We start from the raw sequence: 22052 nt of genomic DNA on the forward strand, positions 1-22052 counted from the left end.
AAAGATTGCCGATTCCAAAGATTGTCCCGAGCAGAATCCCCCCACCGCTCGAAATTTCGACGAGGTGGGGACCGGAATGACCAGGACCCGGCTTCAGTTTGCGCCATTCCGGCAGGGAATCAATAAGCATTAAAAACTGATCGATTCAATCAGTCCACGACTCTCTGATCAGGGGTCCCTATTTTTTTTTCAATCTAAGAGAGAGGGGACAATTTCCACCGCCCGTATGCGACAAAGAGAGCGAATAAGAACAAGGCTCCCGTCATCGGAAGAACGAAGAATTCCCCTTCCGCAATATGATAAATATTTGCCATTACCATGATCAAGCAGAGTCCGGCAGCGGCAAGGGCCGTCAGCTGCGGCCGTATCTTGAGGGCCGCGGGGAGAATCAAGCCGATCGCGCCGAGGAGCTCGGATATGCCGATGAACCGGACCAGCGCCTCCGGCATCCGGGGGGCCCAAAAGATCTGCGCCCCTATTTCGGAAATCGGCTTGAAGGTTTTTAAGAAACCTGCGTTTACATAAACCAGAGCCAGCAAAATTTGGAATATCCAAAGAACGACATTCAGCGCTGGACGATTTTTTTGAACCTGGTCCATATTACTCTCCGGGAAAATTTTCAGATGACGTGTGAACGACGGGAGCCGACAACAACAAGCCGGTCACATGATCACTGCTTCACGAATTCCAAATTGAACGTCAGATTCACCATCGATCCGGCCACAAGCCCGCCGCTCTCAATAGTGCGGTCCCACTTCAGCCCGTAATCGAACCGGTTAACGGCAAGGGTCGCCTTCCAGCCGGAGCGGGCTCCTTTGGAGGACTTGATGACGCCGTTGAGAACCGCATCGATCGTCACCGCTTTCGTGCTGTCCCGGATCGTCAGGTATCCTTTGATCTTATAGTGCCCATCGCTTACTTTCTCGAGCGAGGTGCTCTGGAATTTGATCGTCGGGAATTTTTCCGCGTTGAAAAAATCGTCCGTCTTCAGATGGTTGTCGCGCATTTCGTTGCGGGTATCGATGCTCTTGACACCGATCGTCGCGGAGATCGCTGCATCGCTGAAGTCGTCCTTCGACGAAAGAAGCGATACGTTAAAATCTTTGAAAGTGCCGGTGACTTCAGAGATCACCATATGCTGGATGCTGAAGCTGATATTGGAATGGGATTGGTCGAGCGACCACGTTCCGGATTTGGCAAACGCCGAGACTGCGGCAACAGTGAGTGCGAAGAAAACGACAAAGCTCTTTTTCAAAGTACGGCCTTTCTTTTGGATGATGGATGGTTACTGTTTATTTTCGGAACTGAAGAACTCGATGTCCAGCGCATCCGGACTCTTGATGCGGAGCACCTCCGTTTGAAGCGCTTCGTGATCCTTCAGTTCAAACTGAGCCCCTTGCTTTTCAAACCTTTCCGCCAACTCCCGGACCGATCGCCCGGAGGGGAGAGCAATCCCAACGCTCAGCAATCCGGCAGCGTCGTCCGGCGGCGGCGGAACACCGCGGCCTGCCCAGACATTCGCGCCGATGTGGTGATGATACCCGCCGGCGGACAAGAACAGGGCTCCCGGGTACGACCGCTGCGTTACGTCGAAACCGAGAAGAACATTGTAGAACTGGTCCGCTGTCTGCAAGTCTGAAACATGCAAATGAACATGGCCGATGTCGGTCTTCGAATCGATCGGGTCGGTGTCCGCATCCTCATCCCGAAGCTCTTTTACTAGTGACTCGAGGTTGAGGGGGAGCGTTGCCATCTGGATCTGGTTGCCCTTCACCTCCCATTGAACGCGGGGCGGTCCACATACAACTCCACGCCATTACCATCGGGATCGGCGAGGTAGATCGCTTCGCTGACCAGGTGGTCGGAAAAGCCCTGGAATTCGGTGTTATGATGGTAGAACCGCCGAAAGACCTTCGCCAATTCGCGCCGGCTGGGATAGCGGATCGCGACGTGGTACAGCCCAGACGTACGGGGGGGCTTCGGCCGCGCACCTTGGCGCTCCGTCAACAAGATATGGTACGGAGCTCTTCCCGACGCCGAGAGGACAATAGTCGTCCCAAGGTCGATCGCCTTCTTCATTCCCAATAAGGAGCTGTAAAATTCCAGCGACCGATCCAGGTTCGCCACCTGCAAACTGACGTATCCGATGTGAGTCTGAGCGGGAAGACGAAGATCGTTCACAGGGTCGCCTTTCGTATCATTAAGAACAGCGGTTCGGTTTGTCATTTGGTTTGTTTCTTTCATTCGAGACACGTCTGCGGAACGAAAAGTTCCTTGACGCGCTGGACAAATTTGTAAAGGTATCGAAAAAATTCTTCACGATGTCATTCTGAAGGAACCCATCCAGATCATTGCCCTTCTAAGCGGGACGAATGCCGCTCCGAAGCATCCCTTCGGGAGAATCCATGATACTGCAGCCTGGCGACCCTCAGGCTTTTCTGACGGCGCTTCCTAGTGTTACGGCAGTGCAGAGTCATAGATCCTTCGTCGTCGCGGAGAACGCTCCTCCTCAGGATGACATGTACTCACATTCCGTTCGAGTCTTCTGGATAGTTGTCATTCAACGCGCTCTGCAACATGTTTATACGCGTCAAGCGTGAAAACCGTCTTTTCAGCCAGCTCCTAGTATATCAGCGTATCGACACTGTAGATGCCGCCGCCGAGAAGAACAAGGACGAGCGAGATCACCGCCAGCGTCAGCGTGTACTCGTATCCCGTCCCTTTTCCATCCCCTTTACCGCTCATAAAGAACCCGCTCGGAAGATGAACCTTCAGCGTAGCCACAAGCATCATGATGAAGATACCGAGGGCTGCGAACTTTGTGAACAAGCCCAAGAGAAGTGCGACGCCGCCGAGGAACTCGACGAACGGTCCGAGGTACGCGAGCGGTGCGGGAACATGCACGACGTTCTTGAAATAGCCGACCGTGCCGGCAATGCCGTATCCGCCGAACCAGCCGAATACTTTTTGAGCGCCGTGGGCAAAAAAGACGACGCCGAGAATCACCCGCAGCAAGAAGAGGCCGACCGATATGTGATCGAATGTGAAGTTCATGGTATTACTCCTTTGAATGTTAATTGTTGATTGATTGATGGAATTCTTTTTGTTCGACTGCCAATGCCGGCGAAGGCTTCCCCCAGATCTCTCCGAAGACAAACTCCGTCAGCGGCTTGCGGACTCTGGGCATCATCTCACGTTCCTGCAGATGACGGGGCAATGATTCTGTCTCCCCTTGATATCCGACCGCGATGACCGCTGCCGGTTCGAACTCCGCCGGGATATTGAACGTTGCTTTCGCCTCTTCGGCATGAAATCCTCCCATGACATGGGAGGCGAGCCCCAGCGCCGAGGCCTGCAACAGAAGGTTCTGGGTCGCGGAGCCGACGTCGTAGAGAGCGAACCTGTTGGTCTTGCCGCTGGACGCGTCGTTGACCTGTGCGGCCGAGAGAATAAGGAGGGGAGCTTTTTCAGCCCACACTTTATTCCCCTCGAAGAGCAGGTTTGCCATTCGGCGATGTTCCTCCGGCCGCTCTTTCGAGGCAACGATAAAGCGCCATGGCTGCGTGTTGCTGGCAGAAGGAGCCCACCGCGCGGCGTCGAGCAAGCTTCGCAGTTTTTCCGGCTCGACAGGTCTGTCGGCAAATGCACGGGGACTTTTCCGCGCCATCAGCAGCGGATGCACGGGGAACTGAAATTGTTCCGCATTCAGAGAGCGAATTAGTAATTCTTGAGTTTGCGTTTCCATAGAAGTTTAATATGTTCTAATCTATAATATTCAAATTTGAAATATAAGCCCAAAAAAAATTTAGAACTTTTCCTGCAGGGCCATGCCCAGCTTCTTCAGCAGCGCCGAGAGCTCCATCTGCTCGTTCTCATCCAGCACCGACGCCATTTTCGTGACGAACTGCGCGTGCTTCGCAAAGATCTCGTTGAACATCTTTTCCCCCTTCGCGGTAAGCTGGACAGTGATCGCACGCCGGTCTTCGGGGACGGGCACGCGCTCTACCAGCCCGTCTTTTTCCAGGTTATCGATCACCACGGTGATGTTTCCACCGCTCGTCAGCAGCTTTGAACAGAAGCTTCCCATCTTCATCGGGCCGAGATGGCCGAGCGTCTCGATCACCGAGAATTGCGGGGGCGTCAGACCGTACGTCTGGATATCCGAGGCGGTCAGCCTGCCAAATATCGAGCTTGCCCGGGCCAGCTTCACCCAAAGACTGAGGGCTAAATCAGCCTTTTTCCCGTATTTTCTCGTCGTTTTCAAGATATTTATTTTGAATTCAAACTATTCAAATTTAATACATGTTATCGCTTTTGTCAAGTACTTTTTTGAAAATATTTTTCTACGCGATCAGAGCTTCTTTTTCCAGCACCGTGCAGGCAATGCGGGGATCGCACTCAGCCAATATCGTCTGGAGTCTCCCGGCATCGCCGTAAAAGACCATGCAGAGATTGCGGTCGTCAAAGAGCTCGTCAATGACTTTGCGGGTCGTCGTTTCCGTGACAGCATCGATGCGGTTGTTATACTCATCCCGGCTGAGAATCGGGATCCCGTAGCGGTCCTTCCCCACCCTGCTTGCCAGCTTGAATTTCAGGTCGAGCTGATACGAGTAGCGGCTCTTGAAGGTCGAGTTCCGCTGACGCAGCCGCTCCTGGAATCCGGGATCCTCGGAAAAAACCCGCAGGAGCCGGAGCAATTCGGAGATCAACTCTTTTGATGTCTCAAGCGACGGGTCGGCGTAGGCTCCGATCCGTCCCGGGCGCGTAGTGGCGGGAACGACAAAGGCGTAAGCGCCGTAGCACCATCCTTTCTTGTTGCGGAGCTCGTCGAAAAGGAACCCTTCGAAGCTGCCGAGCGCGTCGATGATGAGGTTGAGGTCGAACCGCCGGTCGTCGGTCGCACCGATCCCCTTTTGCGTCCAGATCAGCCGGTCGTTCTTTGCCTCCGCCGAATGTACGATGACTGCCTGCCGTCCGACGGTCTCCCTGAAATCTGCCTCCGGTTTCAGCGTAAAGCCGTCCGCCCTCCTCCCCGAAACAAAACGCGCTGTCTCCCGCTCGATCTCATCGTACGTCAGATCGGAGATCGAGGTGAAGTACAGTACCGAAACGCTTCGGACCTTTGCGTAGAAATCAATGATATCATCCCGACTGACGTTCGCGATCCCCGCTCTCGAGCCGATCCGTCCGATGCTCTTTCCGTCATAAAGAACAAACTGATTCGCCGCCGAGAGGACGCGCTCGGGATCCTGGAGAGCTGCCTCAAGCTGATTGAGCTCCGTTTTTTTCAGCAGGTCGAGTTCATGCTGCGGAAAATCTGCTTCGCGGAAGATCGATGCGACATTTTCCAGAACGGCTTTTAAGTTCTTTGTGAAGCACGAGACCGCAACAACGAAATCCGTCTCGGACACCGAAGCATTCACTTCTGCGCCAAGCAGTTCGAATTTCCGCGCAATGGCTTCCCGGCTCATTCCGGGTGTTCCCCGGAAAAGCATTTTCGCTGTCATCCGCGCAAGCCCCGTTTTCGCGCCAGCTTCCTGCTGAATCCCGGCGCCGTGAAACACGAGGGTAAGATGCGTCATCGGTACGCGCGGGTCCCGTTCAAAGTAGAGATGGTGATCAGCGACAGGCATGCGGGGCTACACTTTCTGTTCCGGAATAAGTTGTACCGTTGTCGATTTTCCCTCCAGAAGATATTTCGCCGCCACGCGTTGAATATCGTTCTTGTCGACGGCCTCGATGCGCTTCATTGCTTTTATCTGAAACGACAGGTCTCCGGTATTGATGAAACCGTCGCCGAGAAGCCGGGCGAGTTGCGCCGGCACGGTTACGGCACGGTACATCTCGCGCTGCAAATTATTTCTCACGATCTGCATCTGCTCGTCGCTGATTTTCCCTTCCGCGAACTCGCTCACACACGAAAGAAAGGTCTGGTCGACCGATTCGAACGGCTCGCCGTCGGCGCATTGCACGTACAGCTCAAACGTCCCCATATCGTGCGACACGTACACGTCGGAAAACACTTCCGTCGCCTTCGCCGTGTTGAGGAGCCGTTCGTTCAGCACGGCCGATTTCCCGGAGGTCAGGAGCTTGCCGACCACAGCCAGCGCCGGATAATCGGGATGGAGCATGTCCGGGACATGCCACGATTTCGCAAGAAGCCGCCGCGTCGCTTTCGGGTGAGTGATGACGGTCGAACGGGGTTCCCGCTGAACCGGCTCAGCCGTCACATCGCGCTTGTCCGGAACCGCCGGTTTCAGCGGGCCGTATTTTTCATCGACAATGCGGACAACGGATTCGGGTTCGACGTCCCCCGCAATAATGATCAGCGAATTGTTGGGAGAATAATTATTTGCGTAGAATTTCCGGGCTTCGTCAACGGAAAAGCTCTTGATCGTCTCAATTTCTCCGATCGTCGAGTAACGGTAATTGTGTTCCGTGTACGCCAGGGAGTACATCGTTTCCCACAGGAGCCGGTTCGGGTCGTCGAGGCCGCGATTCTTCTCCGTGAGGACCGCCCCTTTTTCCGTTTCAAACATCTCGGCATCGACGACAAGGTTCGCCATCCGGTCGGATTCCAGGTCGGCCGCGAGTTCGACCTTATCGCTGGGGAAGGTGAAAAAGTAGACGGTCTGGTCGCGGGATGTGTAGGCGTTGATGCCGGTCCCGCCGTTGTTGTTCACGATCCGCTCAAATTCTCCCATCGGCCGTGAGGCCGTTTTGCGGAACATCATGTGCTCGAACAGGTGGGCGAGCCCCTGCCTGCCGGCAGGCTCATCTGCCGAGCCGACCTTGAACCAGGTTTGATAGGTGAAGATCGGCGTCGTTTTGTCGACCACAACGGCGATCTGCAATCCGTTTGCAAGCCGGTATTGCTGAACTGCAAGATTTCCCAAGAGGGGGATGTCTTCGCGCCTGAGATGCTGGATGGAATTCACTTCGCGCTTTCCCCTTGAGATGGTGAATTCGATGGAAAAGCGGGGGCCGGGACCCGTTGCTTTCCGGTCAGGCTCAGAAGGCCGCTGATCCTTCCGGGCTGCGCCCAATTGCATGTCCCCTCCATTTGCTGCGAGGATAGATAACGCTGAACCGCAGGGTGGCGAAGCCGGGTGCAAATGTCCGCGGCACTGAGCCGGTCGTCCGTCGGGATGTACGCGTGGAGCGCCTGGTTTCCCTGCCATCTTCCGGAAAAGATCTTGGGACGATAGGTCTTTCTGCCGAACGCTTCCCACATGATCTTATGCCGCAAAAAAGAATACCTGCCGACTCCGAGGAGCGCCCACCAGCAGCCTTTCGAAATCCATGAATTGATGAGCGTTCCTTTTCGATTTTCAAGAACCGATTTCTGCGACAACAAATAGGCATGAAGCGTTGGTTCTTTCTCAATGTCTGCAGCGCCGAGCGGTTTTCCCGTCTGTTCATGATACGGCAAAAGAATAAACCGGTGCGGAACTGGCTCGGTCTCTTCGAAGTTGTCCTTCGCCGCAAGGGGGAAGAGATATTTCGACGGAAGGGGAATCCCTTTCTTCGAAGCGCTGCTCGCCAATACGACATCCCCGTCCATCGGAGCAAGCGAATCGAAGATGAAGACGCTGTTTGCACCGCAGGTATTCACCCCCTGCCTCGGCTTCGATTCTGAAGGAACTTCGATCCTGGAAAATGATTCCATGGCGGGGGCTCTCTTCGGTTGAACGCTGAGCGGATCATTCGCATTCCCGGCAGGCCGGGCAAAATATTTTTTCCAGCGCTCCGATTCGAAGAGAAAGTAAGGGATGGGGAATAATTGTTCCGCATCCCGGCGGAAAACTGCCAGTCCGTATCTCGTTCCGACTCCGTCGAAGACAGGATGATGCTTAAAGTCGTACACCTGTTCAACCGCAAAGCGTATTTCCCCGAGCTTGTAGTTTCTAAATGTGCTATGCGCCCCGCCGTTCAGGAGAATGGAAAGAGGCAGGAAGAAGTATGCTCTCCCGTTTTCCGCAAGGTTCTCCGTCAGACTTTTTGCAATGACGAGCGCCGCGATGTCGATCCGCGATCCCCCCAGCAGCACGTCTTTCCCATTTTCCACCAGATGGTAGCGCCGGAAATACGGCTTGAGAAATTCCTTGTAGGAAGAAGGGAGGTCGCAAAAATTCTGCCACGGAGGGTTTCCGACAATGACATCCGCTTTTATTTTCTTTCCGGAAGAGATGTAGTCTTCGCAGGAAAAATTTTTCCGGGGAAAATCAATGCCGTAAACGCTGCGCATCTTTCGGAAGAAGTTCTCGACGAAATCCTTTTCTCTTTCGACCCCCGTCAGCCGTGACGTCATCTCCTCCGTCACCCGCATGCCGCGGTCAACGGCAATTGCGATGAACGCCTCAAGAAAATTCCCTTCGCCTGCCGTCGGGTCGAACACTACTCCCCCTTCCAGCCATTGCCCGAAGAGACGATTCTTTTCAACAACCCACTTCGCCCATGCGAGCGGAGTGAAAAAAGCGCCTATGCGAGTTGTGTGTGCGGCGGCCGGAGACATGGGGAATCAAAAATAAAAAATGAAAGAGGAAAAATAAAAAAGATTCGCGGACGGTAAAAACTCCCGATCGATACTTGCTTCTTCTTCATTCTCTGTTCACCGTTCGCTCCTTACTGCTCACTGCTTACTGACCACTGCTTACAGCCCTTCCTCCGCGATCTCGTAGGCAAAGATCGCGATCGCAACGGCGCCGAGCTCGAGTTCGCGCGGATTCACCTTGTCAATCGTATCCTTATCCGAATGATGGTAGTCGAAGTAGCGCTGGGTTTCCGGCTCCAACCCGATCATCGGAACGCCGAATTCTGCCAGCGGCGAGATATCCGCACCGCCGCCCCCCTTGAGAATGCGGTCCGCGCCGATCTCGGCGAGAGCGGGAGAGAGTTTTTTCAATTTTTCGAACTTCACAGAATCCGTCGATATGCCGAACCCGAGCGGAGCAAACCCCCCGGCATCCGTTTCGATGGCGGCGATGTCCCTTTCTCCGGCGGGACGTTTTGCGGCAGCATATGCTTTCCCGCCGCGCAAGCCGTTTTCCTCATTCATAAAGAGAACGCAGCGGATGGTCCGCTTCGGCTTCAAGCCGAGTTCTTTCAGGAGCCGGAGCGCTTCCATCGACTGTACGGCTCCCGCCCCGTCGTCGTGCGCCCCCTGTCCTTTATCCCAGCTGTCGAGATGTCCGCCGACGACGATCACTTCCCCCGGCTTCTCCGTCCCCCGAATTTCACCGATGACGTTTGCCGATTCGACGTCGGGAAGAGTTTCACAGCTCAGGGTCATACTGACGCGGACATCTTTCCCCGACCTCAGCAATTCGCTCAGCATATTCGCCCCCGCAGTGCTGACCGCCGCGGCAGGGATCTTCGGAACGCCGTCGACGTAATACATTGCCCCCGTGTGGGGAACATCGTCGATCGCCAGAGACATCGAACGAACGAGAACAGCGCTCGCACCGACTTTCGCCCCTTCAATAGCTCCTTGGCCGCGCTGGTCGACGGCGCCGCCGTAGGCCGCCATCGTCGAAAATTTTGTTGGATCCATGGGGCGATTATAAAAGACGATCTTCCCTTTGGCTTTCTCCCCCAGATTCTTTGCCTCTTCAAGCGAGTGGACTTCGATGATGCCGGCTGAAATTCCTTCCTTCGGTGTCCCGACGCTGCCGCCGAGGGCGCAGATCGCAAGGGGCGTTTCTTTGCCCGCATCGATGATCGATGCGCGTTCTTCGCTCCCCCTTACCCAATGCGGTACCATGACCGGCTGAAGATGGACGGAGTCGAACATGCACTGCTGCATCGTCTTTTTACCCCACTCGACAGCCCTGGCCGCCTGCGGCGAGCCGCTCAGACGATTGCCGATCGTTCCGGTCAGTTCCGAGAGCATCGAAAATGCGCGAAGCTCGGTAAGTCCTTTCGCCATCAAAGCGGATGCCGCATCGGCATACGGAGATGCGGGCGCCGGCTGTGGATAAAGGATCGACGATGGAAAAAGAAAAAGGAGTAGAAAGAACGGGGCAAAAAAACGTCCGAAAGAAAAGTTCAAAACGGCCTCCTTGGATTGGTTGGTGATCCTATATTCCATTTCTTAGTTCTCAGTAAGTGGCGGCAGGAATGAGTCGCATTTTCGTTTCTCCCAACAAATCGGCATCGTTGATATTCCCTGCTGGATAGTCATGGATGCCTCTCCCGACGTTCTTTGTCTGGAGAAGGATGACAGGACCGGGGCCTCCTTCACTTCTTCGCGGCTAACGCCTTCTTCAATTTCTTGTATGTCGATTGCATCGACTCGGAGACCAGTTTCGTGTCCGCGAGGGTGGGCATGAAGTTCGTATCGCCGTTCCACCGCGGGACAAGGTGGAAATGAATATGCTGGTCGATGCCGGCGCCGGCAACGCGCCCGAGGTTTGCGCCGAAATTAAATCCTTGCGGCTTCATCGTCTTGTTGAGCGCCTCGATCAACCGCGCCGCGGCGGTCATGACGTCGGCGTGTTCTTCCGCCGAAAGGCGGCCGAAGTCCGACGTATGCGTGTACGGCACGACCATCACATGACCGCTGTTGTACGGATACAGGTTCATCATCACGAAGCAATATTTCCGGCGGAGCAGGATAAGGCGGCGTGGATCGTTCTTGTCTTTTGCCGCAGCGCAGAAGAGGCATCCTTCGTCGTTCGGCTTTTTGGAAAACGATCCGATATACTCCGACCGCCATGGAGAGAAAAGGCGTTCCATGTTCTCCTTTCTGATATTGGCTGAAGGAATATATGGAGGATCGGGGAGTGAAGCAACGGTGATTACGCAGATAGCGCAGATTTTGCGCAGATTCCAGATGACGCAGATTACAGATGACGTAGTGCATTGTCGTAGATCCTTCCAACGGAATGCTTTCGGCATTCGTCGTCGCAAAGGACGCTCCTCCTCAGGATGACACGGACCCGGCCTTAGTCATTGTCATTCTGAACGGAGCGAAGCGGAGTGAAGCGGAGTGAAGAATCTATGTCACCACGGCACAGTGATACGCAAGTTCTTCTGATGATGGATCCTACCGTGACGGTAGTGCATTGTCATGGATCCGGCCTCTGTCATTGTCCCATCCTGATCCAAACTGCTTCAATAAAAAAGCCTCCGCTGTTCACGGAGGCTTTTCGATGCACATGTTGTGCCGGTCGGATCACTTCAACAGCATCATCTTTTTTATCTGCGTGGTGTTGCCGCTTTTCAATTGGTAATAATAAATTCCGCTTGATAATTTCGACGCGTCGAAGGTAAAGGTCTGAGTATCTCCGCCGTTGAACTCGCCGTCCGCCAGCGTGGCAACTTCCTGCCCGAGAAGGTTGAAGACCTTCAACGAGGCATGGCCGCTCGTGCCGAGGACGAACGAAATCTTCGTCGACGGGTTGAACGGGTTCGGATAGTTGTTGTCGAGGAAGATCGTACTCGGCGTTAAGCCGACCGTTGCCTGAATGGCCTGATGATAGACAAAGTTTCCGTTATGGTCGATCTGTTTCAAACGGTACGAATACGTTCCGACCCGCACAGAGCCATCGGTGTACGAATAATTCTGCGGCGTGTTGGTCGTTCCGTGTCCCTGCACAAAGGCGACCTTCGCCCAGCCGCTCGAGGAGTTCCGCTGGATCTCAAAACCGGAGTTATTAATCTCGGTCGCGGTCTTCCAGGAGAGGTTGACAGCTCCGTTCCGAACTTCGGCCGTAAAAGTGGTGAGTTCAACGGGCAAACTACCAGTCGGAGACGTAAAGCGGATCACGCGGTTATTGCCAGCATCTGCAACCCATAATTGTCCGATGGCGTTCTCAACATTAATTCCCCAGGTTCCACCCAAAGTGGCGTTAGTTGTACTATATGGAGCAGAAGAGTTAAGGTCTGTTTGTCCCAGAACATGCGAGGCTGCAGCCCCATTTGACAAACTTGACGCGTTGTCAAAAATAACGATCCTGCTGTATCCGTCACCTCCCGGACCGTACCCGTCAGAAACGTACAAAGTCCCATTTCCATCCACTGCAACGGCAACTGGATTCTGCAGAAGAGTGCTGCTTGTACCCCCTGTACTGGTCAATGAATCCGGCTCTCCGAGTACGGAAGCTGCAGCAGGAAAGTTTCCGCTCGATGCAGCGTTCGCGAATCGCATAATGCGGCTGTTGCCGCAGTCGGCAACGTAGAGCGACCCGTCGGGACCGACTGCAACACCGTAAGGAGTGTTCATTCCCCTGTTACCAGTCACGGGCGAGCCTCCTATGGCGTCAGTATTGGCGGTGCTAGACGTAAAATCTGGCTGGCCAAAAACGGCGCTTGCCTGAGCTCCACTCCCTCCGTTCGCCGCGTTGTCAAACCTCAGCACGCGATTGTTAGTTGCGTCGGCAACATATAAATTGCCAGCATTATCTACAGCTATCCCGCCAACGTAAGACATTCCAGTCCTCGATAAATGGGAAGTTCCGCCGGTATAACTAGACTGTCCCAGGACTCCGTCCGCGTTCGCTCCGCTGCTGATGCTGGAAGCATTGTTAAACCAGAGGACCCTGCTGTTCCCCGCGTCTGCAATCCATAGTCTCCCTGCGTTATCGACAAAAACCCCCGTGGGATCGTTCAACGCATTTCGAGCGGCGCTACCTCCTGACCAAGAGGTTAATGTCGAAAAGCCGATCACGGCCTCGGCTGCGCTTGTATCAGGAATATTATTCGTTGTTGTCGTATCCGAATAGCGGACAACCCGATTGTTGCTCGCATCCGCTACAAATACTTTTCCTGTCAACGGGGCCACCGCAACGCTGTATGGGGCGCACAATCCAACCGCGGTAGTATTCGAGGGTCCAGTCTGGCCCGCCGAAGCGAGAGTGAAGTTTGTCTGTCCATACACCAAATCTGCCGCCTGCCCGTCGTTAAACTGCGCGTTGGCCGAAATGCCCGCAAAAAGAAGGGCCGCAAAAAGAAGTAGTAAAGTTCTCATAGTGGTCATCGATAAATGTGTGGGTTTGGTGAGTTTAAGCTCCTGATAATCCGGGCAAAAGCCGATTTCGGTGGTGCGAGATGAAACTTTCTACGAATAAATTAGAGAATGGAGAGGGGATTGTCAAGGGCGGTTCAGGGAGGTGTGACGGCGGACAGACTTTTACAGTGAACAGTAAACAGTTAGCAATTAACAATTAACAGCTAACAATGAACATTATTCTTAATTTTTGATTCTTAATTTTTCCTTTAACATTGTGTTGCGGCTGCGGACCTCGTCGTTGCGGACGGCGATGGCGAGGGCCTTCATTTCGCCGACCAGGATCAGCAGCTCGCGGGCGCGGGTCACCGCCGTATAGACGAGGTTGCGCTGCAGCATAATATAGTGGGAGGTGGAAAGCGGGACGATCACCCCCTTGAATTCGTTTCCCTGGCTCTTGTGGATCGTCATCGCGTAGGCGAGCGTGAGCTCGTCCAGCTGCTCGAACGTGTACTCCACTTTCTTCCCGTAAAAATCGACGATGAGAATGCCGTCGTTCTTGTCAGCCCCGGCGATGCGCCCAAGGTCGCCGTTGAAAATGTCCTTGTCGTAGTTGTTCTTTGTCTGCATCACCTTATCCCCCAGAAGGAATTTCCGTTCGCTCCCCTGCCAGCAGACCTTCGCATGTCCGTTCACGGCGCGCTGGAGTTCCTTGTTGAGTTCGCGGACCCCCGCCGCCCCGTTGTGCATCGGAGAAAGAACCTGAATGTCGCTGAACGGGTCGTACTGATAATTTTGCGGAAGGATCGTTGAACAGAGGCGGACGATCGTCTCCTGCATATGCTCGGGGGATGTCTCTTCGAGGAGTTTGAAATCGGGGGAGAAGTCCGGCATTTCTCCGGCATCGATCCTGTGCGAGTTGGAGATGATCGTGCTCTCCTCCGATTGGCGGAAGATGGTATCGAGGCGGACGGTGCCGATCGTTTTCGAATCGATCAGGTCGCGCAAAACCTGGCCGGGACCGACCGAGGGGAGCTGGTCGACGTCGCCGACGAGGACGAGCTGTGTCTCCGGCTTCACGGCGTCGAGGAGCGCGGCAAAAAGCTCGATGTCCACCATCGACACTTCGTCGACGATCAGCATATCGCATTCGAGCGGAGCATCGGCGGCGCGGCGGAAGATGCCGGATTGCGGTTCGTATTCGAGCAGGCGGTGGATCGTTTTCGCCTCGCGGTCCGACAATTCCGAAAGGCGTTTCGCCGCACGGCCGGTCGGCGCACAGAGGAGGTAATTGACGCCGAGTTCATCCGCGAGCTCGATGATGCCGTTGACGCACAATGTTTTTCCCGTTCCCGGTCCGCCGGTGAGGATCGTGATCGGTTTCTGGATGGAGTGGAGGATCGCGTCCCGCTGTTTTCCGTCGAACTCGATGCGGTGGCGTTTCTCGATGATCGACAGCGATGCGAGGAGCTTTCGTTCGGCAAACGGCTTCGGTCCTTTGCGCAGAAGCTGTCCGATCTTCTCGGCCGCTTCCATTTCCGCCTGGTGAAGGGGAAAGGGAAAGAGACGATCCCCTTCGGCGACGAGAAATCCGTTGCGGATGCTTTCGTCCACGGCACGCTCGACCTTTGCCTCGTCGACCATCAGGAGTTCCGCCGAACGGCGGGCAAGCTCTTCCCTCGGGAGGTAGCAGTGCCCTGCCGCGCGGCAGGCATCGTTCAGCACGAAGCGTATGCCGGCTTCGAGGCGGTACATGCTTTCGGGCTGGACGCCGACCTTCTGTGCGATCGCATCGGCGATCTGGAAGCCGATTCCCTGCACGTCCTGAATGAGCTGGTACGGATTGTTTTTCACGACGCCTGCCGCCCCTTTGCCGTATGCTTTGAAGATCCTGACCGACTGGCTCGTGCTGATGTTGTACGATTTCAGGTACGTCATCACGTCCTGCATTTCCCGAAGCGACGATGCTGACTCGACGATCTTGTCGAGCTTTTTTCTCCCGACGCCCTCAACCTCCAGAAGCCGCTCGGGGGTCTTGTTGAGGATGTCGAGCGTCTTGAAGCCGAATTTTTTGACGATGCGCGAGGCGAGCGCCGGCCCGACGCCGTAGATGAGGCCGGAGGCCAGGTATTCTTCGACGCCGTGAAGCGTCGTCGGTTCCTTCACCTCGTAGGTTTCAAACTGGAATTGTCTCCCGTATTTCGGATGCGTCGTCCATGCGCCCGACAGCGCATACTCATCCCCTTCGCGCGGCTCGATCATATAGCCGACGACGGAGACGCTTCCGTCGGAGGTTTTCAGCAGCCCGATGAGGTACCCGTTCTCGTTGTTCGTGAAGATGATCTTGTGAAGGGTTCCCCTGAGCGTATGTTGTTGGCGTGTTGTCGGAGCTGGCATAGTGTGAGTTGTTCCCCCCTGGTGATAAAAAATTGTGCAAACCGTCCTTCGTCTCGCGGCGCTCCGCGAGTCTCGCTCAGGATGTCCTTCGACTCGTGCTGCTTCGCAGCACTCGCTCAGGATTAACAGGCAAATTGTTCACCCTGAGCAAGTGACCCCGACGAAGTCGGGGGAACGCGTCGAAGGGCACCCTGTCGCAACGGGATCCCTTTGAGACGCAATCCCTTCGGGAAAGGTTGTCCTTCATCTCGCCTCGCTTCGCGAGTCTGGCTCAGGATGTCGTTCGTCTCGCCTCGCTTCGCGAGGCTCGCTCAGGATGAACAGATTCTTTAATTATAATAAATGCTTGTTCACCCTGTCCCCAAAGGACCCCTTCGGGGAGCAAGTGACCCCGACGAGGTCGGGGGAACGCGTCGAAGGGCACTTGCTCATCATAAAAGTGATTCTTTCTAGAGCGGAAAAGAATCAGATTCTCGCCTTCACCGCGTTGAACACTTCGCTGACCGACAGCAGCTTCATGCATTCCATATATTCTTCGCCGGCCCGGTTGCAGACATTGAGGTGGCACGGATGGCACGGCACGTCTTTTCGGAGAGGGAGATTTTTTGCCGAGCCTCCGGGGAACGCGGGGGTATACGGAAACCAGATATTTTCCTCGCCGGGACCAAAGATGCCGATCGTCGGCGTACCGACCGCGGCGGCGATATGCATCGGGCCGGAATCATTTGCGACGTACGCCGAGCAGAGGGAGAGGATCGCGGCCAGCTGCCGAAGCGGAAGAACTGGCAGCGTAAGCACCCCTCCGACCACACCGCTCCCCACCGCATGAACCGTTTGTCCGTCCTGCGGGCCTCGTGTCACAATAACCTGCGCATGGAGCTTTGCGGTGAGAAGGTCGGCCAGGTCCGCAAACCGTTCCGCCGGCCAGAGTTTCGCGGGCCAGGTGCCGCCGGGGTGGAGAGCGATGAGCGGCCTTGAAAAATCGATCCCCTGCCATTCAAGGTACCGTTTCGATTCCTTTCTCTCGTCCTCGGTCAGGAAGATCTCGGGGGCGAAATATTTCGGCTCAATGCCGGCCGCTTTCAACGACTGGTAATGGAATTCGACCGCGGATTTCGGCGTCCCGTCGTCCTTGATGCGGACGGTGTACAGCTTTCCCCTGCCTGGGAGATCTCCGCCAACCCTCACCGACGCCCGTGTCGCGTACGAAAGAAGGGCGCTCCGCGGATTGCAAAAAAGGTCCACGACGAGGTCGAACCGTTTTCTGTTGAGCCGGTAGAAGAGCTGCAGCTGCTGGAACCCGGCATTCCTGCTGAGGTCGATCGTGAATAGTTCGTCGAGGTACGGGTTATGCTCAAGGAGCGAAACGCCGTTCTTTTCTCCGAGGTACGCGATGTACGCATTGGGGAACGCATCCCGCACGGTATGAATCAACGGCGTCGTCAGGACGATGTCTCCGATGAACTTTAAGCGCGTGAGGAGGATGCGGTCGTAGTGAACGGACATGAAAAGATGAAAGGTGAAAAAGTAAAAATGAAAAATAGAAAGTGCATCGTCGACTTGAGCAATACCTTCTGAGCGTCGTCCTGAGCGTGTCCGCTTCTCAGAATGGCAGGATCGGAACTTGAGTCCTTGCTATCTTCTCCAGCGGTTGACAAATTCCCCCCATATAAGACCGCTCACCGAAAACGGAGGAATTTCATAATACCGTTCGCCGGTGTTTGCGTAGTTCTGCCGGAATGGGATGACGAAGTTCCGACTCCCCCCCAGGTCGTAATACCAGAGTTCATTCAGTCCCCCCTGACAATCGACATAGTCGGGGGGGCCGCAGACAATATATGAAATTCCCATCGGAGTTTTCCATCCTTCCATGCAGGAAGAAAAGAGCTGGTTCGCTTCGGCGATGCGGTTGTAAAATTCTCTCCGCCGGACGCCGCCGCCGTGGTCCTCCCAAAACTGCACGATCCGCCGCGACCGCTCCTCGGGCGTCTTCCCGGCGCGGATGCTGTCGATCTCCGGCGGCCAGGCAATATACGAGAGAGCGGCAAGTTCCTCCTCCTCGCCGTACAGCCACGGAAAGGCCGGAGCATAGACCGAAAACTTCTTCGCGGTGACGCTGCTGTCGGCGGCTCCGTTCCGCGAAAGAAAAACCTTCCGCGTGAGCGTCGTCGTCCCTCTCATCAACCGCGGAAAACTCTGGAATACCTGGAGAGTGCCGTCGGCGGGGGAGACGAACACCGAATCGGACCGGTAGTAGACCGAATCGGGAGGATTCACGCACTCGGCAAACCGGACATAGTACGGGGGGACGAGCGATACATGTTTTGTGTCCGGAGTATCCCGCATTGCAACGAACGAATACAAGACCGACAGATGAATCGAGTCGCCGCGGCGCACGTTGTAGAGCTCCTGGAACATGCCGATCGAATCTTTGATGAACGAAAGTCCGGAAGGGAAAATCGGCTTGAGCGAGATTTTCCCCTGCTCCGACGTGGCTTTTTCGAACAGCAAATAATCGCTCGCAGAGAATTCGTCCTTCGAAAAATTCGCCACTTCGACCTTTTGTCTGCGGCGAAAGATCTGGTGCGACCAGTCGTCCTCGACGACAATCTCGAGCGTGTAATCGCCCGCCGGCGCGTAGAACATCTTCAGAAATCCGTCGTAGAGCGATGAGACCGATTCGGCGTAGGTTTGCGCGATCACCGTCCTGTCGACGTCGTTGGCACGTGCGATCGCACCGTCGGCGTCACGAAGGACGAACGAAACGGTATACGTCGCCTTGAACACATCGACGTCCTTTTCAAAATGAATGCGGGTATAGGGGATCCGAAAATAGACATCGAGCCGGTTCCCCTCCTTCGTGCTGACGTTGAGCGTAAACGATTCGCCGGCCGGCTGCGCATGCTGCGACGCCCTCGTCGTATAATAGCATCCGCCGGAAGTGTTCACGCTCGATGAGCATCCCCACAGGAGTGCCAACGCAGCGGCCGCAGCCGGAATTGCGAAACCCCGCAGCAGGACCTTCAGTCGAGCGCCGCCGAGACCCAGTCGCATCGTTCTATCCATTCTCCGATCTGTTGTGCCGTCGCCGGAGATTGTGTGAAATTTTGAGCTTCCCAAAACATGGCCTTTGATCTTTCAAATTCTCCCGCCCGGTAGTATGCCTCTCCGCCGTTCATCAAAGCGCAAAACGACAGCACCGGGTCCGATAGCCGCGAAGACACCGCGCGGAACGAGGCGCCCGCTTCATGAAAATGCTTTGTGCGGAACTGTTCTGCGGCCAGAAGATACTGCGCCGCAGTGCGCGAGTCGCTGAAACCGAGGAGGTTTTTCAGGAGAAGCGTACGCGAAGAGTCCGCCGCCGGGCCGTAAAAAAAATCCCGCAGTGCCGTGTTCAGTCTCGGTTCCCGGACGATGAGGCACCGAACGGCGGCCGCTTCCGAGAACGCGGTGCTGTAATTCAATCCCTCAACGTGCCGGTACACCTGCAAAGCTTCCGGAACGTCTCCCGTGAACCAGTATGCGTCGCCGAGCAGCAGCAGGACTCCCGGATTGAACCGAAGCATCGAGCGGCTGTCCAGCGCGCCGTAGGCGTCGATGACATCGCGGAATTTCCTCTGTCCGATGAGCGATTGAAACAATCCGCGGAGCGCGAAGGCCGTCTGCGCGTCATCGAAGGAGGCGGAAAACTCGACCTCGGCTTCGGCAAAATTTTTCACGCGGATCGCCTGCACGGCATTCGAATTTCTCTCGGCGGTCACCCGTGCGCAGGTCTTCCGGAAGATCGATTGCTGCGCGAACAGCGTGCGTATCGTTTCGCGGGGAAGAGCCGAGGCGTTGACGGTCCGCAGAAACGCCTCCCAATCGGAGATGAGCAGGTCGAGAGGAACGCCGTAAACGTCGACAAAGCGTCCGGAGGGAAAGACCTCCTTGAACCGTTTTATGCCGAACCGGTCGATCAGGTATTTAGAGAACGAAGCGGCCACGACATACGCGTACGAACCCTGCTGCAGGGCAAAACCGGTGTAGGTGAAGAGGGCGGCCGGGTCGCCGAGCAGTTTTTCGCGCTGCATGGCGGCGGCATACTCGTGCGGCGAAAATTCCTGCCAGTTCCAGTCGATCGCCGTGGCGAGGCCTTCGTTGAGCCCCATCCGGTCGCTCGCGCCGATGACGGGAAGGCCGATGTTCGCCGCAAGGACGTGCACCAGCTCGTGGCGGAATGTCTCCTCGAACGAATCGAGCGTGATATGGATCTCCCTCCGCCACGGTTTCGCGATGTTGGTCGTTGCCGTACCGATAAATCGCCTTTTGGCCTCGCCGTTCGGGTAGAGGTAAACGGAGATCTTCTCGCCGGGCCGGAGCGGTTCGTCCATGCGCGAGACATCGACGGCATAGTGGTACTCCGCCTCGGCCTTGAGATACTGAAGATCATTCACCGAAAGAGCATTGTTCGGATAGTAGAGGATAAAATGAGGGGTTGCTGCCATCCCCCCAAGCTCCGACTGAATTTCGGAAGCCGAGAATTCAAAACCGAGCGCACCCCGTTCAAGATGTCCCCACGCCAGAAGGAGAAGACAGGCGAGCGCGGCGCCGTAGAGGAATCCATCCCCTTTTCTCACCCTGAATGCCTGGACGTTCTCGTGCCACCGGTAATCCGGCCAGAACATTTTGACGGAAAGGAAGAATACAACGATGCAGAAAAGCGATGCGATGAGAGTGAATTCCCGGTACAGCACGATGGAAGAAACGTCGTTCAAGGTTTCGTCGTACGTGATGCCCGGAAAATATCCCAACACGAAATTGTACGCAAAGAGCTGCGGCTCGGTGTACGTGATGACGACGATCTGAGAAAGGATCGCGAGGACGATGAAGAGAAAGACCGTGCGCGCGCGCTGAAAAAGAACAGCGATCGGCAGGGCCAGCGAAACCCCGAACACCATGGCGCAGCACGGAAGGAGCGCATAGTATTCCAGGCCGTGGATGAAAGAGCAGTTCTTCACCACGAGCGCGTTCGCCGAAATAACGGCGAGCGGAATAAGGAGAAGCACCCCGTTGACCAAAAAGTAATGAGCGAGCACCAGAAGAAATTTCCTCCGTGAGATCGCCTGATGCATGTGGACCTTCAGGAAACCGATCGTCAAGAGGCCGCTGAAGACGGCGGCGGGGATCGTCATGACCGCGGAAAATTCGTAGCCCAGGTAATTAAAGAGAGGGACCTGCGTGAGCGCCCCCGCGATCAGAAAATAAAGAACGGCGGCATTCCTGACGGAAGGGAGACGGAAATATGCGAGGAAAATTTTCATGGAGGAAAAATTCCGACTGCAGCGCGAGTTGTCAACTGGTGTTCGGGCGATTCGGAAAGCCGCCCAGCAAGACAGACACAGCCTCCGTCCCTCTCATAGCGAGCGGACCGGAGCGAAGTTCCCAAAGGAGTGCCTTTCAAAAAGGGACCCCCTCAGGACAGGATGACAGGAACCGAGATAGTATCCGACTCCATCCTGCTTACTGCTGACTGATTACTGTCTTCTGTCTCCTTACTTCTGTCTTCTCAAATTATTTTGATCATATCCAGAAACATCGCCAGAAAGAAGATGCCGAAGAGAAGGATGAAGACTGCGGAGATGCCCGACTTGATCATCATCTCCTTCGTCCGCTCCTTGTCGATGGCGACTTTGGGATAGGTCTTCACCGTCATATCCCCCATGACCGACGTCTGGCAGGAGAGGCGGATATTTTTTTCGATCCGGCGCGCGTAGAACGGCGTGCTGCTGATAAGCGTCTGCTCCTCGTCTTCCCTTCGTGCCGAGGCCCCTTTTCCATCGACGACTTCCACACGGCACGTGCCGCACAATTCAAAACCCCGGCAATTGATGATCTTGGCAAAACCGATATACGGCGAGACGCCGTTATTCAGCAACGCACGGCGGAGGTTTGCACCGACCGGAACTTCGATCGTCTTGTTTTCATTTGCAAGCGTAATGACTGGCATGCGGCAATGACTCCAAATTTGTTGGGGGAGGCTGTGTGGTTGATAACAAGAAAATATTGAAAAAAGCGGAGGGAATCAAGAAAAAGGCGCCGATGCAGCGTTCCTCGTCGAGTCAAGATCACGGCAAGGAACCATTGGCTCAAATTCCAGTCTAATACCAGGACAATCCGACGGTGTCTAAGAAGTATAGGCGGCCGGTATGAGACGCCGGAAAGGCATCAATTTCGGCGTGCAAATGTCCTCAGTATTTCGTATGTTATTGTTGCCGGCAGTTACCCCGCTGAACAGAAAAAAAGTCTTCAACGTTCAATAGTGGTTCATGGACAGCAGGAAGATCACGTCAGTATTATTTTTTGTCATAGCGGCTTCGCTATTGCAATGGGGATCTCTGTCCGGAAAGCCGATCGTTTCTTCCCCCTCTCAATTCCGCAGCGCACTTTACCAGTGCAGCAAACCGGCAGAAGGCCGTTTCAACGGCAAAGCCTTGAATTCTGTCGAAGTTCAGCGCGAGCTGACGTTCAGGACTCACAGAGGTTTGCAGGAAGACAACGACAAGATCTTTGCATACCTCATCATCTCCCTCGGAGTCTATTCTCCCGCTCGATGCAGCGTTGTCTCGACCGTCACGACGTTGTTCATCTCCCAGTATCATTCCAGTCTCCCTTCCTTACGGGCGCCCCCTTCGTTGTCGTAAACTCAGTTGTTCCTTGGTTCCAT

General features: G+C 55.1%; 19 protein-coding genes. 1 reads left to right on the forward strand and 18 read right to left on the reverse strand.

What is annotated here, in order from left to right; all coding sequences use genetic code 11:
- Window positions 1-194: 194 nt before the first annotated feature.
- The 18 genes from VMF88_04175 to VMF88_04260 all read right to left on the reverse strand — a co-directional run bounded on the left by VMF88_04175 (window position 195) and on the right by VMF88_04260 (window position 21335).
- On the reverse strand, window positions 195-599 hold the full coding sequence (locus VMF88_04175) for a DoxX family protein (protein ID HTY10253.1): 405 nt from the start codon (window positions 597-599) through the stop codon (window positions 195-197).
- 71 nt (window positions 600-670) lie between these two features.
- Complete coding sequence (locus tag VMF88_04180) at window positions 671-1255, reverse strand: YceI family protein (GenBank protein ID HTY10254.1); 585 nt, start codon at window positions 1253-1255, stop codon at window positions 671-673.
- Window positions 1256-1285: 30 nt separating this feature from the next.
- Entirely contained in the window at window positions 1286-1753 is a 468-nt protein-coding gene (locus VMF88_04185) for a VOC family protein (GenBank protein ID HTY10255.1), read from the reverse strand.
- Window positions 1754-1770: 17 nt separating this feature from the next.
- Window positions 1771-2226: a VOC family protein gene (locus tag VMF88_04190; protein ID HTY10256.1), complete on the reverse strand. Its 456-nt coding sequence runs from the start codon at window positions 2224-2226 to the stop codon at window positions 1771-1773.
- Window positions 2227-2622: 396 nt separating this feature from the next.
- Complete coding sequence (locus VMF88_04195) at window positions 2623-3054, reverse strand: DoxX family protein (protein HTY10257.1); 432 nt, start codon at window positions 3052-3054, stop codon at window positions 2623-2625.
- 19 nt (window positions 3055-3073) lie between these two features.
- On the reverse strand, window positions 3074-3745 hold the full coding sequence (locus VMF88_04200; GenBank protein HTY10258.1) for a nitroreductase family protein: 672 nt from the start codon (window positions 3743-3745) through the stop codon (window positions 3074-3076).
- A 60-nt stretch (window positions 3746-3805) separates the two neighbouring features.
- Window positions 3806-4264 carry a MarR family transcriptional regulator gene (locus tag VMF88_04205; protein HTY10259.1) on the reverse strand — a complete coding sequence of 153 codons (459 nt, stop codon included), beginning with the start codon at window positions 4262-4264 and terminating at the stop codon, window positions 3806-3808.
- 79 nt (window positions 4265-4343) lie between these two features.
- Window positions 4344-5633 (reverse strand): pitrilysin family protein, encoded by a 1290-nt coding sequence (locus VMF88_04210; protein HTY10260.1) that lies wholly within the window; start codon window positions 5631-5633, stop codon window positions 4344-4346.
- Between the two features lie 6 nt (window positions 5634-5639).
- Window positions 5640-6938, reverse strand: coding sequence for a pitrilysin family protein (locus VMF88_04215; GenBank protein HTY10261.1), 1299 nt, complete (start codon window positions 6936-6938; stop codon window positions 5640-5642).
- On the reverse strand, window positions 6935-8515 hold the full coding sequence (locus VMF88_04220; protein ID HTY10262.1) for an N-6 DNA methylase: 1581 nt from the start codon (window positions 8513-8515) through the stop codon (window positions 6935-6937). The genes VMF88_04215 and VMF88_04220 overlap by 4 nt, the downstream gene beginning before the upstream one ends.
- A 138-nt stretch (window positions 8516-8653) precedes the next feature.
- Window positions 8654-10051: a M20/M25/M40 family metallo-hydrolase gene (locus VMF88_04225; protein ID HTY10263.1), complete on the reverse strand. Its 1398-nt coding sequence runs from the start codon at window positions 10049-10051 to the stop codon at window positions 8654-8656.
- Between the two features lie 188 nt (window positions 10052-10239).
- Window positions 10240-10737: an HIT domain-containing protein gene (locus tag VMF88_04230; protein ID HTY10264.1), complete on the reverse strand. Its 498-nt coding sequence runs from the start codon at window positions 10735-10737 to the stop codon at window positions 10240-10242.
- A gap of 439 nt (window positions 10738-11176) precedes the next feature.
- Window positions 11177-12970, reverse strand: a complete 1794-nt coding sequence (locus tag VMF88_04235) for a T9SS type A sorting domain-containing protein (protein HTY10265.1) — start codon at window positions 12968-12970, stop codon at window positions 11177-11179.
- Window positions 12971-13192: 222 nt separating this feature from the next.
- The gene (locus tag VMF88_04240; protein ID HTY10266.1) at window positions 13193-15346 is read right to left on the reverse strand and encodes an ATP-dependent RecD-like DNA helicase; all 2154 of its coding nucleotides are present in this window, start codon (window positions 15344-15346) and stop codon (window positions 13193-13195) included.
- A gap of 465 nt (window positions 15347-15811) precedes the next feature.
- Window positions 15812-16852 carry a glycosyltransferase family 9 protein gene (locus VMF88_04245; GenBank protein HTY10267.1) on the reverse strand — a complete coding sequence of 347 codons (1041 nt, stop codon included), beginning with the start codon at window positions 16850-16852 and terminating at the stop codon, window positions 15812-15814.
- A 129-nt stretch (window positions 16853-16981) separates the two neighbouring features.
- Window positions 16982-18400, reverse strand: coding sequence for a GWxTD domain-containing protein (locus tag VMF88_04250; GenBank protein ID HTY10268.1), 1419 nt, complete (start codon window positions 18398-18400; stop codon window positions 16982-16984).
- Complete coding sequence (locus VMF88_04255) at window positions 18370-20649, reverse strand: hypothetical protein (GenBank protein ID HTY10269.1); 2280 nt, start codon at window positions 20647-20649, stop codon at window positions 18370-18372. The genes VMF88_04250 and VMF88_04255 overlap by 31 nt, the downstream gene beginning before the upstream one ends.
- 245 nt (window positions 20650-20894) lie before the next feature.
- Entirely contained in the window at window positions 20895-21335 is a 441-nt protein-coding gene (locus tag VMF88_04260) for a 2Fe-2S iron-sulfur cluster-binding protein (GenBank protein HTY10270.1), read from the reverse strand.
- 319 nt (window positions 21336-21654) lie between these two features.
- On the opposite strand from VMF88_04260, the gene VMF88_04265 reads away from it, so the two are divergent.
- Window positions 21655-22029, forward strand: a complete 375-nt coding sequence (locus VMF88_04265; protein HTY10271.1) for a hypothetical protein — start codon at window positions 21655-21657, stop codon at window positions 22027-22029.
- Window positions 22030-22052: the final 23 nt, after the last annotated feature.

It is taken from the genome of Bacteroidota bacterium, from assembly GCA_035506275.1.
Classification (GTDB): domain Bacteria; phylum Bacteroidota; class Ignavibacteria; order UBA10030; family UBA8401; genus JAGVPT01.